Below are 16312 nucleotides of genomic sequence, written 5' to 3'. Positions count from 1 at the left end.
GGTTGCTGGATCACGCCGGGCGCTCGCCTTTGCGCTACGCGAATGGGCCAGGGTCTTGTCGTCCCCGCTGGATTGTGCCGCCCGCAACCCGCTGACAGTCGTGTCCATGTCCGATACCGCTTCGCCTCGCATCGCCTTGCCTGTCGTCTCGCCGCGCGAGGAGCGGATCGGCATGCTCTTGGTCTTCCTGTCGGCGCTGATGTGGAGTTTTGGCGGCACCATCGCCCGCTTCATCCATGTCGGCGACAGCTGGACCGTGGTGTTCTGGCGCTCGCTGTGGGCGGTGGCCTTCCTCATTGCCTTCATGCTCTGGCGCGACGGCTGGCGCGGCACCTTGAAGCTCTTCCGCGACATGGGCCTGCCCGGGCTCGGCGTCGCCTTCTGCTTCGCCACCGCCTCGACGAGCTTCGTGGTGGCGCTCGCCTACACGACGGTCGCCAACATCCTGTTGATGCAGGCCGGCGTGCCGCTGCTGGCAGCCTTGCTTGCCTGGCTGCTGTTTCGCGAACGTGTGAGCCTCGCCACCTGGATCGCCATTGCCGCCGTCATCACCGGCGTCGCCATCATGGTCTCGGAATCCCTCGGCGGCGCCGTCTCGCCGATCGGCGACGGGCTGGCGCTGCTGATCGCGGTGATGTTCTCGGTCGCGACTGTGATCACCCGGCGCTTTGCCCATGTGCGCATGGTGCCGGCCAATTGCCTCGCCACCCTGCTTGCCGGCGCCTTTGCCGCATCGCAGGCGTCGGAATTCGCCGTTTCCGGGCGCGACATGGGCTTTCTCTTCGCCTTCGGCGTCATCAATCTCGGCGTCGGCCTTGCCTTCTTCGCGATGGGCGCGCGTCTCGTGCCTGCCGCCGTCGCGGCGCTGCTCGGCACTTTCGAGCCGATCCTCGGCCCGATCTGGGTCTGGCTCGTCCATTCCGAGGTGCCGTCGGTGCGCACCATCATCGGCGGCGCGGTCGTCGTCACCGCGCTGCTTGTCCATATCGCATTTGAATTCAAGCGGCAGACGCGCCCCGAGCGGCCGGGCATCACCGGCCTGCCGTCTCCCAATTGACGCTCGGGAGTCTTCCCCATTGACAACCCCGTCACCGGGCGGGCAGGCTGCGATCACGGCAACAACAAGACAGGCGTATCTTGCCAAGTGTCTCCGCCGGCCCCACCGGGGCCGGACCGCAAAGTCATATTTTTGTTTACGCCGCAGCGAACGCCGCTGACGCCGCTCTGATACCTTCCCGGGGGGAGGTTAAGGGCTGCAGCCGCTACTCAACGATCCGGCATGGCACCAGCGGATCGCACTTGTCGCCCTCCGGACATCCCAACGATCTCAACCAAATGCCGTTCTGCGCTCACGCCGCGACAGGCCGGCAGGGGAATACTCACCAAAGGAGAACAGCATGATCCGCAAAGCGCTCTGGCTTTCGGCAACTTCGGCATTTCTGACGCTTTTCACCATAGGCGGCCACGCCGAGGACCGCGTCGTCAACGTCTATAACTGGTCGGACTACATCGACAGCTCGATCATCGAAGACTTCACCAAGAAAACGGGCATCAAGGTCGTCTACGACACCTTCGATTCCAACGAGATCCTGGAGACGAAGCTGCTGGCCGGCGGCAGCGGCTACGATGTCGTCGTGCCGAGCGCCAACTTCCTGGCCCGCCAGATCCAGGCCGGCGTGTTCCAGAAGCTCGACAAGTCGAAGCTGCCGAACATCTCCAACATGTGGGACGTGATCTCGGACCGCACCGCCAAGTACGATCCGGGCAATGAATATTCGGTCAACTACATGTGGGGCACGGTCGGCCTCGGCTATAACACCAAGAAGGTGCAAGCCGCACTCGGCACCGACAAGATCGACAGCTGGGACGTGTTCTTCAATCCGGACAGCCTCGCCAAGCTGAAGGATTGCGGCGTCTATGTGCTGGATTCGCCGGCCGACATCATTCCGGCGGCGCTGAAATATCTCGGCCTCGATCCGAACAGCACCTCGCCCGACGACATCGCCAAGGCCGAGGAAGCGCTGCTGAAGGTCCGGCCCTATATCCGCAAGTTCCATTCCTCCGAATACATCAATGCGCTCGCTAACGGCGATATCTGCCTGGCGGTCGGCTGGTCGGGCGATGTGTTTCAGGCCCGCAACCGCGCCCAGGAGGCCAAGCAGGGCGTCGAGATCGGCTATTCGGTGCCGAAGGAAGGCGCCCAGATGTGGTTCGACCAGATGGCGATCCCGGCCGATGCGCAGCACGTCGCCGAGGCGCATGAGTTCATCAACTACTTGATGACGCCTGAAGTCATCGCCAAGTCGTCGAACTACGTGCTTTACGCCAACGGCAACAAAGCCTCGCAGCAATTCGTCGACAAGGCACTGCTGGAAGATATTTCGGTCTATCCCGACGAGGAGACGACCAAGAAGCTCTATACCGTGAAGCCGTACGATCCCAAGACACAGCGCGTCATCACGCGCACATGGACCAAGATCGTCACCGGCCAATAAGCATTGAGACGCGACCCCGGCAGTCAACTGCCGGGGTCGTTTTCTTCGGGGCAATTCCAGAAAAAGTGCCGGCGGGCTCCGCCAGGAATTGCGGCACAACAAAACAGATGGAGCGGTTCTGCGTTTTCTTTGAAACGATGAACCGCTTTCGAACAAAACCGGAGTGGGGACATGAAATCGCTTGGCAGCATCCGCAGGGATTTCGCGCCGTGGAATGATCCGAGCGCCAAGCCGTACATTCAGTTCGACAGGGTGACCAAGAAGTTCGGCGACTTCACCGCCGTCAACAACCTGTCGCTGACCATTTTCGAGCGTGAGTTCTTCGCGCTGCTTGGCGCCTCGGGCTGCGGCAAGTCGACCTTGCTGAGGATGCTCGCCGGCTTCGAGGAGCCGACGGCCGGCCGCATCCTGCTCGACGGCCAGGACCTGCGCGGCATCCCGCCCTACAAGCGGCCGGTCAACATGATGTTCCAGTCCTATGCGCTGTTTCCGCATATGACTGTGGAAAAGAACATCGCCTTCGGCCTCAAGCAGGAAGGCATGCCGGCGCCGGATATCGAAAAGCGCGTCGCCGAGATGCTTAGGCTGGTCAAGCTCGAGCAGTTCGCCAAGCGCAAGCCGCACCAGCTTTCCGGCGGCCAGCGCCAGCGTGTCGCTCTTGCCCGCTCGGTCGCCAAGCGGCCGAAGGTCCTGCTTCTGGACGAGCCGCTCGGCGCGCTCGACAAGAAGCTGCGCGAGGAGACGCAGTTCGAGCTGATGGACCTGCAGCAGGAGCTTGGCCTCACCTTCGTCGTCGTCACCCACGACCAGGAAGAGGCCATGACCATGGCCGACCGCATCGCCATCATGGACAAGGGCGAGGTGATGCAGGTCGCGACCCCGGCGGAAATCTACGAGGCGCCGACCTCGCGCTTCGTGGCGCATTTCGTCGGCAATGTGAACCTGTTCGAGGGCAAGGTCGCCGAGCGGACGGCCAGCGCGACGCGCATCACCGGCGCGACCGGCGCTCAGATCCTCGTCGACAATGGCGGCGATGCCAATGCCGGCGCCGACATCGTCTTCGCGATCCGGCCGGAAAAGATCAAGGTTTCGTCGAAGAAACCGGCTGACGCCGTCAACGCGCTGGAGGGCGAGGTCTACGATGTCGCCTATCTCGGCGACATGACCGTCTATCATGTCAGGCTTGACGACGGGCAGATCGTGAGGGCCAGCGCGTTGAACGCCGCCCGTGTCAGCGAGGATCCGCTGACCTGGAACGACCGCGCCTGGGTCTCCTTCCGGCCGGACGCCGGCGTCGTGCTGACCAGGTAGGAGGGCGCCATGACCAACATCGCCGCCGCCGCTTCTCCGTCGGCCGAAACCGCAGCCGCGTTGCCAACCAGGCTGGCGAAGGGCTTCGTCGGCCGCCTCGTCATCATCATTCCCTATCTCTGGCTGCTGTTTTTCTTCCTCGTTCCCTTCATCATCGTCTTCAAGATCTCGCTGTCGCAGACGGCGATCTCGATGCCGCCCTACACGCCCGTGCTCGATTTCAGCGACGGCGTTTCCGGATTCCTCGCCGGTTTCCGTGAACTGAACTTCGACAACTACACCTGGCTGACCCAGGACGCGCTCTACTTCAACGCCTATGTGACGAGCCTGATCATCGCGGCGATCTCGACGGTGCTGACGCTGATCGTCGGCTATCCGATCGCCTATGGCATGGCGCGCGCGCCGGCGACGGTGCGCCCGACCCTTCTGATGCTGGTGATCCTGCCGTTCTGGACCTCGTTCCTGATTCGCGTCTATGCCTGGATCGGCATCCTCAAGCCCGAGGGCCTGCTCAACCAGGTCCTTCTGTCGCTGCACATCGTCAGCCAGCCGCTGGTCATCCTCAACACCTACACGGCGATCTTCATCGGCATCGTCTATTCCTACCTGCCCTTCATGGTGCTGCCGCTCTATTCCTCGCTGGAGAAGATGGATTATTCGCTGATCGAGGCGGCGCAGGACCTCGGCTGCCCGCCGACCGGCGCCTTCTGGAAAATCACCTTCCCGCTGTCGCTGCCGGGCGTGATCGCCGGCTGCCTGCTGGTCTTCATCCCGGCCGTCGGCGAGTTCGTCATCCCGGACCTGCTCGGCGGCTCGCAGACGCTGATGATCGGCAAGACGCTGTGGAACGAGTTCTTCGCCAACCGCGACTGGCCGGTCTCGTCGGCGGTGGCGGTCATCCTGCTCCTGGTGCTGACCGTTCCGATCATGTTCTTCCAGCAGGCTCAGGCGCGCGCCCAGGAGCAAGGCAAATGAACGCCACCTGGAGCCGCTTCAACATCACCTCGATCGTGCTCGGCTTTGCCTTCCTCTATTTGCCGATCGTGCTGCTCATCGTCTTTTCCTTCAACGAATCGAAGCTGGTCACTGTCTGGGGCGGCTTCTCGACCAAATGGTACGTGTCGCTGTTCCACAACCAGGGCCTGATGGACGCGACCTGGGTGACGGCGCGCGTCGGCGTCATCTCCGCCACCGTGGCGACCGTGCTCGGCACCCTCGCCGCGATCACCTTGACGCGCTACACGCGCTTCAAGGGCAGGGTGCTGTTTTCCGGCATGGTCTTTGCGCCGCTGGTCATGCCGGAAGTCATCACCGGCCTGTCGCTGCTGCTGCTGTTCGTGGCTGTCGGGCTCGATCGCGGCTTCTTCACGGTCACGCTCGCCCATATCACCTTCACCATGTGCTTCGTGGCCGTCGTCGTGCAGTCGCGTCTGGTCTCCTTCGACCGTTCGCTGGAGGAAGCCGCCATGGATCTCGGCGCGCCGCCGGTGAAAACCTTCTTCCAGATCACCTTGCCGGTCATCATGCCGGCGATCATCTCCGGCTGGATGCTGGCCTTCACGCTCTCGCTCGACGACCTGGTCATCGCCAGCTTCACCTCGGGCCCGGGCGCCACAACGCTGCCGATGAAGATCTACAGCCAGGTGCGCCTCGGCGTGACGCCTGAAATCAACGCCGCCTGCACCATTCTGATCGCCGTCGTTGCGATCGGCGTCATCATCGCCTCCATCGCCAACAAGCGCCGTGAGGTCCAGCGCCAGCGCGACGAGCAGGCAGCGCAGCGCGGGTGAGGAAAAAGGACGGGCGCGACCTGCGCCTTGTGCTTCCTATCCCTGACGGAGAGTCGCCTGCGCGCTTTTCCAGAAATTATTGGCCTGAAACGCCGCGGCTGATCGGCGAGATGAACGGCGTGCTCCAGTTGCCGCCGACGAAGAACAGCGACTGCTTTGGCGGCGGCGGCGCCTGCACCGCTGCCTGACCGCTGGCGGCTGATTGCTGCGCCGGCTGTTGCTGCGCAGGCTGGCCGTTCGGAATGATGCCGCCGGACAGCGCCAGCCCGCGCCCCGTATAGGAGGCGATGCCCGAAAGCCAGATCTTGTACTTCTGTGAATTGACCTCGGCCTTGTCCAGGCGCGCCACGCCTTTCGAGATGCTCGCCTTGATCTCGGCGCCGTCGATCGGCAGCGAACCGTCGGCGACGTCGTCAAGGGCGAAGAATCCGCCCTGTTCGTTGCGCTTGAGGAAGGCTGGCAGGTTGAGGCCGTTGAGCGAACCCGGGCCGAATGTTGCCGAGAAGGATCCGTCGGCATTCTCGAAGATCGAATCCCAGGCCTTCCCCGGCCCCTTGAGGATGACCGAGACAGTGCCGGTGCCGGCTGGCACCAGCCGCGTCATCCCCGCCGCGGTGGCGAAGGCGCCGGTGTCGACGTTCGATGCCAAGAGCCGCATCTCGACCTGGGTACCGTCCGGCTTGCGGTCGAAACGCAGGCTGCTCTGGATGTTGCCGTTAAAGGCGGACGCGTCGGAAATGTCGAAGACGGCAAGTCCGTTCTTGACCTGCGCGGTCGCGGCGACGTCGGCAAGCTGGATGGGGCCGGCAGTGGCGTGCGCCGCCGACAGTCTGAGATCGAGATTGATCTTGTCGGCGAAGCTGGTGTCGATATCGCCGGGACCCCCTTGGCCGGTCGGCGCGATCGGCGTGAAGGCGGACAGGAACGATCGAAGGTCAAGCGTGTCGAAGGCAAGCGTGCCGGAAATGACGGGCAGCGCCTCGCTGAATGAGAAATCCAGCGCCCCCATGCCGGGATTGTTGTCCAGCGCCACCGTCGTGCTCTCGAATTTCGCCCGTCCCGCCGAGGCCGTCACCTTGCTTGCGACCGAGACGGAGCCGATCGCGGCGCTGGGCGCGATGCCGGCCTGTGACCATTCAAGCAGGCGTCTCAGCGACGGAGCGGCGAATTTCGCCTGGCCGTCCAGATAGGCGTTCTCCGACATCGAGGCGACGCCGTCGAAGGAGAGGGTCGCGGGCGCCGCCTTGAAGGCGAGCGTGACGGGCGCGACCCCTCCGGCAAACAGCACCAGCGGCCTTGCCGAGGAAAAATCGATCTGAACGCTCTCGCCGCGCCATATCCCGGTCGCCGTCAGTGTGGCATCGCTGTTCATCGCCGCCCAGTTCACCTGGCCGTTGAGGCTGCTCAGGATCTCGGTGTCCTTGCCGCCCTCCGAGGTCACTATGCGGCCGTCGCGGAATTCGACGATGCCGAACGGATCGGAAGGCAGTCTGCCGAGATCGGGCTTCTGCGGGTTCGCGCTGACTACGCCGCGCGCGGTGTCGATCGAGCGCGTTATGCGGCCGCCGGTGGGCAGCGGCGGCAGATAGAAGCCGTTCGCCGTGCGCTCGACCCTGATGGTCGGCCGCACAAGCCTTGCCGTCGAGAATTGAACATCGCCCTGCAGGGCGGCCATGGCCGAGAGGCCGACCTCGACGCGCTCGGCTTCAACCACCGGCGGCGCGTCGGTCTCGGTCCATTGCGACAGCGTCACATCGCTGAGGATCGCCCGGAACTTCGGCCACACCTCGATGCGCGGCGAGCCGTCGATCGTCACCCTGAAGCCGCTCCAGGCGCTCAATTCCCAGGCGATGCGGTCACGCACGATGCGGGTTGAGGCAATCAGCGGCAGGGTGGCGACGGCGAGCGCGATGACCAGCACCGCAACGCCGATCACCCATACCCCGCGCCGGATCAAAGATGATGGCATCTCGCCCCGTATGCTTCCATTGCCGACAAATCGCTCGACGGGTGTAACCGAGCGCCGACGCTTTTCAAGTCTTTATGGCCCTGCGATGGCATTTGCGCCGCATCTGTATTCGCAATTCCAACAAAATCTTGCTCTGCTGCGCCGCGGTATGCATAAGCGATAGACCCGTCCGGCTTGGAAACGGAACGCCGGTTTTGGGACAACGACGCAAGCGATATCAGGCTTGACTGCCGCAATCGCGACGCGCTTTGGGAGGAACGATCATGGCCGCCGACACCCCCTTGTGGACGCCGACGCAGGACCGGATCGCCTCCGCTCCGATGACCGCCTTCATGAAGGAAGCGGCGGCGAAATCAGGCGAAGCTTTCTCCACCTATGCCGAATTGCACCGCTGGTCGATCGACGACCGCGAGGGATTCTGGAGCCTGGTCTGGGATTTCTGCGGGCTTCTCGGTGACAAGGGCGAACGGGCTCTCGTCGATGGCGAGAAGATGCCTGGCGCCGCCTTCTTTCCCGACGCAAAGCTCAATTTCGCTGAGAACCTGCTTAAGAAGACAGGTGGCGGCTTGGCCATCGTCTTTCGCGGCGAGGACAAGGTTGAGCGCCGGCTGTCCTGGAACGAGCTCCATGCGCTCACCTCGCGCCTGCAGCAGCTCTTCCTGTCGCTTGGGGTCAAGCAGGGCGACCGCATCGCCGCAATGATGCCCAACATGCCCGAGACGATCGCCGCCATGCTGGCTGCCGCCTCGATCGGCGCCGTCTGGTCCTCCTGCTCTCCGGACTTCGGCGAACAGGGCGTGCTCGACCGTTTCGGCCAGATCGAGCCGGTCGTCTTCATCGCGCCCGACGGCTATTGGTATAACGGCAAGGCGATCGAGGTCGCCGACAAGGTCCGGGCGGTGGCGGCGAAGCTGGCGACCCTGCGCAAGGTGCTGATCGTCGATTATCTCGGCACGTCCTCCGATGTCGCCGCCACCATCGACGAGGCAGCGGCGCTGGAAGAGGTGCTCTCACCCTTCGCCGTCAAGGCGCTCGCCTTCGAGCGGCTGCCTTTTGCGCACCCGCTTTACATCCTGTTCTCTTCCGGCACGACCGGCATTCCGAAATGCATCGTGCATTCGGCCGGCGGCACGCTGATCCAGCACGTCAAGGAGCAGCGCCTGCATGCCGGCCTCTCCGACGGCGACCTTTTCTTCTACTTCACCACCTGCGGCTGGATGATGTGGAACTGGCTGGTTTCCGGCCTCGCCTCGGGCGCGACCTTGCTGCTCTACGACGGCTCGCCCTTCTACCCCGACGGCAACGTGCTGTTCGATTTCGCCGACGCCGAGAAGATGACCTATTTCGGCACCTCGGCGAAGTTCATCGATTCCGTGCGCAAGGCAGGGCTGAAACCCATCAAGAGCCACGACCTTTCAAGCGTGCGCACCATCTCCTCCACCGGCTCGCCGCTGTCGCCGGAGGATTTCCGCTTCGTCTATGACGGCATCAAGAAGGATGTGCATCTGGCCTCGATTTCCGGCGGCACCGACATCGTCTCCTGCTTCGTGCTCGGCGTGCCGACAGAGCCGGTCTGGAGCGGGGAGATCCAGGGACCGGGTCTCGGTCTCGCCGTCGACGTTTGGGACGACGACGGCAAGCCGATCAAGCAGGAGAAGGGCGAGCTCGTCTGCACGAAAGCCTTCCCGTCGATGCCGATCGGCTTCTGGAACGACCTCGAGGGCAAGAAATACCACGCGGCCTATTTCGAGCGCTTTGACAATGTCTGGTGCCATGGCGACTTCGCCGAATGGACGGCGCATGGCGGCATGATCATCCACGGCCGTTCCGACGCCACGCTCAATCCGGGTGGGGTGAGGATCGGCACCGCCGAGATCTACAACCAGGTCGAGCAGATGCCGGAAATCCTGGAGGCGCTCTGCATCGGCCAGGATTTCGACAATGATGTGCGCGTCGTGCTGTTCGTGCGGCTTGCCGCCGGGGTGAGCCTCGACGAGGATCTGGAAAAGCGCATCCGCGCCAGGATCCGCACCGGCGCCAGCCCGCGCCACGTGCCGGCCAAGATCGTCGCCGTGACCGACATCCCGCGGACCAAATCGGGCAAGATCACCGAGCTCGCCGTGCGCGACGTGGTCCACGGCCGCGCCGTCAAGAACAAGGAGGCGCTCGCCAATCCCGAGGCGCTGGAGCTGTTCAGGAACCTGCCGCAGCTTGCTGATTAGGCCGCCTGGCATGGTTAACGAATAGTGTCGGTCGAATTTACCTAGATTTCACGAGTGGTACACATTCGTAAATTTTTTCGCGCCCAGGTAAGGACTTGTTAAGGGACGGCGCTGATAGTCGCGTGTAACTTGAGGGAGAAATCCCGTTCCTCGTCCCTGAGGATCAGATTCGCTCAAGCCCCGTTGTGACAGCAATCCCATCTTCAAGGCGTCCGTTGGACGCCTTTTTCTTATGTGCGCCAGGCATGGCGCGTGGTGTGAAAGCACCGTTTGGCCGGGATGGTATCCGGCCGATGACTTGGAGGTGCAAGTCCTCTGCGGGCCCTGGTGATGGGAACCGCTCTTATGACCGTGGTCAAGGGTGATGGATGAGGCTTGTCCGCCCTGTGGCCTTTGCCACAGGTTTTGTTGCCGTTGATGGGGCAGCACGGGGACGGGATGGGCCTTTAAGACGACGGTTGATCATACTCTTATCCGCGGGTTGGCTACCGCACTTCCGTAATTCGTCTTGGGCTATCCCTGTCTAGCGGTCGGGCGTTGGGGGCTGATATCCCCAGCCACGCAGCGGTTCGCGGGAATTCCCCACCGTGGCCACATCCCGTCGCCGTGCTGCCCGTGATTTTCGCCGGAGACCGGCGCGGGCAGAGCCCCTCAATCCGGCGGCGCCCGTGCCAAGGGGACGCTTACCGGGATCCTGACCTTCGATGAACAGCAAGCGCACCGCATTTCAGTTGACCGGTTCGACCTGGTGGCCAATGGCCCACAGGAACGCCGCCATCTCGCGCGCGATCGCCGCAACGATGATCGGGGCCTTCTTGCCCGCGGCCATCAGGCGCCGGTAGCGGGCGCAAAGCCGGGTCTGCGCCTTCCAGGCGATCTCGCGCACCGCCTTCGGCAGACCCTCGAGCCGGACGCGAATGGTCTCGCTCACCCTGGCGGGATAGCGGTAGGCCCAGGCGCCTTCGATCAGGACGCGGCGGGCGCGGCGATTGCCGGCCAGCGTCAGGCCGCCGCGCTTGACCGTCTCGCCGGTCGAGCGCTCCGAGGGCACCAGGCCGAGAAAGGCCATCAGCTGGCGCGGATTGTCGAAGCGGCGGACATCGCCGACTTCGCTGACAAAGGTGACGGCGACGATGAAGGACACACCACGCAGCGCCTGATAGGCCGCCACCACCGGCGCCATCGACCAACTCGGCACCAGCTCGGCCAACTGCGCATCCAGCCGCTCCAGCCGAGCCTGCGCATCGGTGATCACGTCGACCTGGTCCTGGAAGACGATCTGCTGGGCCGGATGGTCGAACTTCTGCGCCGCCAGCCAGCGGGCATGGGCCCGGCTCCAATTTTTTTGGCCAGTAAACACGCGGCCGTGGCGCAGCAGGAACGAGAGCATCTGCTGGCGCTTCTTGCGCAGGTCTTCGCTCGCTGCAGCCCGCACCCGCACCAGATCGCGCACCGCTTCATGCACGGTGTCGGGAACCCAGATGCCCTTCAGTTCGCCCGCCCGCAACAGCCGCGCCAGGCTGACCGCATCGCGCCGGTTGGTCTTGACGCGCTCGCCCGGCCGCTTGGGGATCAGCGAGGCTGCGACGACGTCGCAGCGGTGACCGAGTTCGACGAGTTGGCGATAGAGCCCGTAACCGGTCGGGCCGGCTTCATAGCAAAAATGCAAACAAGCATGCTTCTTCTCCAGCTTGCGCACGAACCGCTCCACTGCCGCCGGCGTCGCCTCGATCTCGCCGAAATAGCGGACCTCTCCCTCCCGGCTGCCCTCGGCAATCGCAATCGCGTGCTTGGCCTTCGACACATCGACACCGACGTAAAAAACGTTATCCTGCTTCATGGCCCGTCCTTCCTTTGCTTGAGGCTCGGCTCGGCACTGCCCGCGCAACCCTCGTTTGCTTACAGCTGCAAAGACTAAGGGCGGGCCGCCGCTCACACCACGGTCATAACGTCTAGCCGAACAGCAAGGGCGTCGTCGCGAGGCGAGGTCCGAAGGAAGCTGTAAGCAAAGTGCCGGCCTGACGAACAGGAAGCGCATATGAGGCGTCCGCATCCGGGCGAGGGGGCGTAAAGACCCGAAGCCCGATATCACCCGGAGGGTGCGGGCGTAGATGCGACAGGTATATGGCACGAAGGTCACGCGTCTTACCCTGGGAGAGCTGCCGACCTGCCCCTGGTTTCAGGTGTGCTACCGGCGTCGAGAGGCGCCGGGATGGGGCGGCAGAAGTCAGCAGAAGTCGTAGTAGCCGAACCGAGCGGCGAAGGGCTGAACATGGAGTGCCGGACGGAGGCCGGTCTTTCGATGTCTGATGCACCCAAAGTCTGCCCTCGTGGCTTCCGGCCACTGCTCTCAGCATGGGCACGAAGCATCTCATCTCCGTCTTCTGCGTCTGTCCTCACCGCCGCAAATGGCGCCTGCTTCCTCACCCTGCCATGCTCCAGGATCACCAGGTCGTCACCGAACGATCGTCGTGCGGCGGCCGGCGAGCGATTTCAGCGTCTCGACGATCGCCGCCTCCGTGGTCGTGCCCGCCCATGCTCTTGGTTGAAAGAACGCCAGCTTGAAGTTCGCTCGCAAGGTGGCGAAGGAACTATACTGTGGCTGCGTGAGAGGCGCATGACCCCTTTGGGTCAGGTCGTCACCTGGGAAATGGACCGCGACGACCGACGAACTCGCGTCAATAAGTATCTCACGCCTGCTGCTGTGGGTGCGACGGACAGTACTGTTAGAGACGTGGGCAAGGGGTCGATCGCCTTCCAAAAACCCGAGCACTTTCCGAATTAAGTATTGGACTATCGGCTCTAAATAAGATATGGCTAATGTAAAGGAAAACTGGGGAAGCTACCCAAAAAAGGGCAGCTGCGGAGATAAGATTTGGGTGGCTCTTCAGCCGCCTGAAGAGGGTTACTTGTTGCCCAGAGGCGGGCTAGCCGCCAAACTTCGGGCTACTCCCATCGCCGGGTAAAACCCCATGGTGTTGTCAGGGGCGTACAATGGCGGGGAGATTGCCCAAAACCAATACGACGGCCGCAAACGGCTTCGAGCATCAACTCCCGACAATCGTCTTAAGAGTCTTCGACCAGAATAGATCGGTCGCAGCCTCTATATTGAAATCGCCGCCTTTCAGGGACCCGCCGCTGGGTTTACGGCGCTCACATAGGCCCTGCTCCGATACACCGTCTCCATAGAAAATTCCATCCGCTTCTTGCTCAGATGTCGGCAAGAAATCGGAGTATGAACATCCGCCGGCTAAAGCTCTGGATAAGTAATTGGGGAGGCAATAATGGGTAACACCATCAATTTTTCCGATGCGGCTGGAACTACAGTTTCGTTCTCCTTTTCAGAGGATCAGATAATTTTCGATGGAGTGTTCTCTGCAGGCGAGATGACGCTCACGCAGCTTGGCCCGGATGTGGCAGTGACTTGCAATGGCACTACGGTCACGCTCGCTGCTGTAACTATAGAAGAACTGCTGGATGCAAATTTCGCGTTCGCCGACGGCAGTGTTGTGCGTTTTGATACTTCTAACCAGCTGACGGGGTCAGACCAAGCCGACTATTTCTATTTTCGAAACAGCGGTACGGAAACTGTAACGGCCGGCGGCGGGGATGACACGATCGTCGTGGGAGATCACCTAGATCCGACCGATGCCATAGATGGCGGCGCCGGCAACGACACGGTGATCGTTTCCGGCAGTCTGTCAGTCACACTTTCACCAACGACGATTACAGAGGTCGAAGATATCGTCTATCAGGGCGGGGGAACATTCAATCTAACGTTGAGCAACGAGGCGGTTTCGAGCGCGTTGGCCGGAACTCTCGCGGTTGACGGTTCGGCTGAAGGTCAGAATGATCAACTGATCGTTGATGGCAGTTCGGTTTCTTCGGGTAGTCTGCACCTGATTGGCGGCGACGGATCGGATACATTTACTGGGGGTGCAGGTGGCGATACCTTGGTGGGTGGTGACGGCAGCGACACCATCTCCGGTGGTGGAGGCGCCGACATTATCGAAGGCGGTCTTGGCGCTGACACGTTGACCGGTGGCGGTGGCAACGACGTTTACAGATTCGGATTCGGGATTCCGCGCAGCGAGTCCGCACCCTCGACGGTCGACACAATCACTGATTTCGAGGGATTGGGCGTAGCTGGCGGCGACCAAATCGACCTGCCCAGTTTCTACGGCAACCTACCGCTAGCCTTCAATTCGGAACAGCTCCAGTTCAGCTATACGCCAGGCGTGCCGTCGGGTTCATTCATGTCGCCCGATGGGTTCGCCGATATTTCTTGGCATTGGACGACCATCGGAAGCTGGTCGGGCATCGAAATTTGGGTCGACGCCGATGACGACGGCCAATTCGGCGAGCAGGACATGCTCATTCACCTGACCACCAGCGATCCCAATGCAAAGCTCGTCGCCGCCGACTTCTCTGACTCGCTGATAGTCTATCGCGGTACGGATCAGTCCGATTCCTATGAGGGCACTTCCCTCGGCAACATTGCCTTTGGTCAGGGCGGGGATGATGTCCTGGATGGTAACGATGGCAATGACCAGCTGCACGGCGGCGATGGCGTCGATACGCTGAACGGAGGTCTCGGCGACGATCAGCTTTTCGGGGACGACGAGAGCGACACGCTCAACGGAGGGCTAAACAACGATACGCTGGACGGCGGGTCGGGCGATGACACCCTGAACGGTGATGAAGGCACTGACACGCTTGTTGGCGGCTTGGGCGCCGACACACTGCATGGCGGCGAGAACGATGACACGCTTATGGGTGGTGTAGATGCATTTGGGAACGGCGACACCGCAATTAACAAGCTGTTTGGCGACGCTGGAAACGACACACTCTATGGGGATGGTGGGGCCGACGAGCTCCATGGTGGCGATGGCGCTGATACGCTCTCCGGCAATGGCGGGACTGATCAGCTTTTTGGCGACGGTGAGAATGACACTCTACTTGGCGCGTCAGGCGATGACATACTGCAAGGCGGTGCAGGGACAGATACGCTTGACGGCGGAATTGGCGCTGACACGCTGACAGGCGGCACAGAAGCCGACGTTTTCAGGTTCTTCAGCGCAAGCGACTCGAATCTGGCCGGCATTGATGTGGTGACCGACTTCAATCAGCTTGAGGGAGACAAGCTCGATCTATCAGTGGAACGGGGCGGCCCCGGCTCCTACGATGGCGGTCAACTGGTTTTCATGGGTCAATTGGAAGCCACTTTCACCGGGACACTTGGGGACCAGTTCATTCGCACCGATGGCTTGAAGGCAAGCGATATTGGTGCGGGGTTCTCGCAAGTATGGTGGAAGGTAATCGGCGGCCACGCATATCTTTACGCTGACATCAACAGTAATTTTGAACTGGACGGAAAAGACTTAGTCGTACAATTGGATGGCTCTGCGCCCATTCAACTCACCGCGGGGGATTTCCTGGCCGGCAATTTCAAGGTGATTGTCGGCACGCCGGGTGACGACACGCCTTTGACACTGCCCGCCACGGACGGCGACGACATCGTCTACACCGTCGGCGGCAACGATACGGTTGACGGTCTTGCAGGTAGCGACACCATCTACGGCGGCGACGGGATGGACACGCTCAATGGCGGCCTTGATGGCGACCAGCTCTATGGCGAGGGCAACGACGACACCCTGAACGGTGATGAAGGCAGCGACACCCTTGTTGGTGGCTTTGGTGCCGATACGCTGCATGGCGGCGATAACGCCGACATTCTCATCGGCGGTGTGGACGCGTTTGGGAATGGTGACACCGCAATCAACAAGCTGTTTGGCGACGCTGGAAACGACACACTCTATGGGGATAATGGCCACGACGAACTCCACGGGGGCGATGACGATGACGTGCTCGTGGGCAATGACGGTGCCGACCAGCTTTACGGTGATAAGAACAATGACACCCTGCTAGGCGGGACAGGCGACGACATACTGCAAGGTGGTGCAGACACCGATACGCTCGACGGCGGAGCTGGCGCTGACACGCTGACAGGCGGCACAGAAGCCGATGTCTTCCGCATCTTGACGGCCTCCGCATCGACGTTTGCCGAGCACGACACGATCACAGACTTCAATCAGTCCGACGGCGACAAGCTCGATCTCTCGGTGGCGCGTGGTTCCCCTGGCAATTATGACGGCGGGCCACTGGTGTTCATGGGGCAACTGGGAGCTGCTTTTACCGGAACACTTGGAGACCAGTTCATCGGTGTAGTCACTCCTTATGGTGTCTTGCAGGGAAGCGATATAGGCCCAGGCTTTTCACAGATTTGGTGGAAGGAACTCAACGGCCACACATATCTTTACGGGGACACCAACGGCAATTTCGAACTCGACGGGACCGACCTGGTCGTCCAGTTGGATGGCACTTCTCCCATCCAACTGACGAAAGACGATTTCGTGGCCGGCAATTTCAAGGTGATTGTCGGCACGCCGGGTGACGACACGCCTTTGACACTGCCCGCCACGGACGGCGACGACATCGTCTACACCGTCGGCGGCAACGATACGG

The 16312-nt window shown here is 62.0% G+C and carries 9 protein-coding genes; 7 read left to right on the top strand and 2 right to left on the bottom strand.

Annotated features, from left to right (window positions below; genetic code table 11):
* The first annotated feature begins 106 nt into the window (after window positions 1–106).
* From RFN28_RS29175 to RFN28_RS29155, 5 genes are all read left to right on the top strand, one after another.
* Window positions 107–1057 carry a DMT family transporter gene (locus RFN28_RS29175; protein WP_320290597.1) on the top strand — a complete coding sequence of 317 codons (951 nt, stop codon included), beginning with the start codon at window positions 107–109 and terminating at the stop codon, window positions 1055–1057.
* A 340-nt stretch (window positions 1058–1397) separates the two neighbouring features.
* Window positions 1398–2495: a polyamine ABC transporter substrate-binding protein gene (locus RFN28_RS29170; RefSeq protein WP_320290596.1), complete on the top strand. Its 1098-nt coding sequence runs from the start codon at window positions 1398–1400 to the stop codon at window positions 2493–2495.
* A gap of 171 nt (window positions 2496–2666) precedes the next feature.
* Window positions 2667–3806 (top strand): ABC transporter ATP-binding protein, encoded by a 1140-nt coding sequence (locus RFN28_RS29165; protein ID WP_320290595.1) that lies wholly within the window; start codon window positions 2667–2669, stop codon window positions 3804–3806.
* A 9-nt stretch (window positions 3807–3815) separates the two neighbouring features.
* On the top strand, window positions 3816–4781 hold the full coding sequence (locus tag RFN28_RS29160) for an ABC transporter permease subunit (RefSeq protein WP_320290594.1): 966 nt from the start codon (window positions 3816–3818) through the stop codon (window positions 4779–4781).
* Window positions 4778–5596, top strand: a complete 819-nt coding sequence (locus RFN28_RS29155; RefSeq protein WP_124997935.1) for an ABC transporter permease — start codon at window positions 4778–4780, stop codon at window positions 5594–5596. Before RFN28_RS29160 ends, RFN28_RS29155 begins: the two co-directional genes overlap by 4 nt.
* A gap of 76 nt (window positions 5597–5672) precedes the next feature.
* On the opposite strand, the gene RFN28_RS29150 is transcribed toward RFN28_RS29155, so the two are convergent.
* The gene (locus RFN28_RS29150) at window positions 5673–7565 is read right to left on the bottom strand and encodes an AsmA family protein (protein ID WP_320290593.1); all 1893 of its coding nucleotides are present in this window, start codon (window positions 7563–7565) and stop codon (window positions 5673–5675) included.
* Between the two features lie 263 nt (window positions 7566–7828).
* On the opposite strand from RFN28_RS29150, the gene RFN28_RS29145 reads away from it, so the two are divergent.
* The gene (locus RFN28_RS29145) at window positions 7829–9787 is read left to right on the top strand and encodes an acetoacetate--CoA ligase (protein WP_320290592.1); all 1959 of its coding nucleotides are present in this window, start codon (window positions 7829–7831) and stop codon (window positions 9785–9787) included.
* Between the two features lie 727 nt (window positions 9788–10514).
* Here RFN28_RS29145 and RFN28_RS29140 read toward each other — a convergent pair.
* Complete coding sequence (locus RFN28_RS29140; RefSeq protein WP_320290591.1) at window positions 10515–11627, bottom strand: IS110 family RNA-guided transposase; 1113 nt, start codon at window positions 11625–11627, stop codon at window positions 10515–10517.
* A gap of 1444 nt (window positions 11628–13071) precedes the next feature.
* Here RFN28_RS29140 and RFN28_RS29135 point away from each other — a divergent pair.
* On the top strand, window positions 13072–16312 hold a 3241-nt coding region (locus RFN28_RS29135; protein ID WP_320290590.1), incomplete at its 3' end, for a calcium-binding protein.

The sequence above is a fragment of the Mesorhizobium album genome (genome assembly GCF_033977205.1).
Lineage (GTDB): Bacteria > Pseudomonadota > Alphaproteobacteria > Rhizobiales > Rhizobiaceae > Mesorhizobium > Mesorhizobium album.
This window is presented reverse-complemented; position numbering and strand designations above follow the sequence as displayed.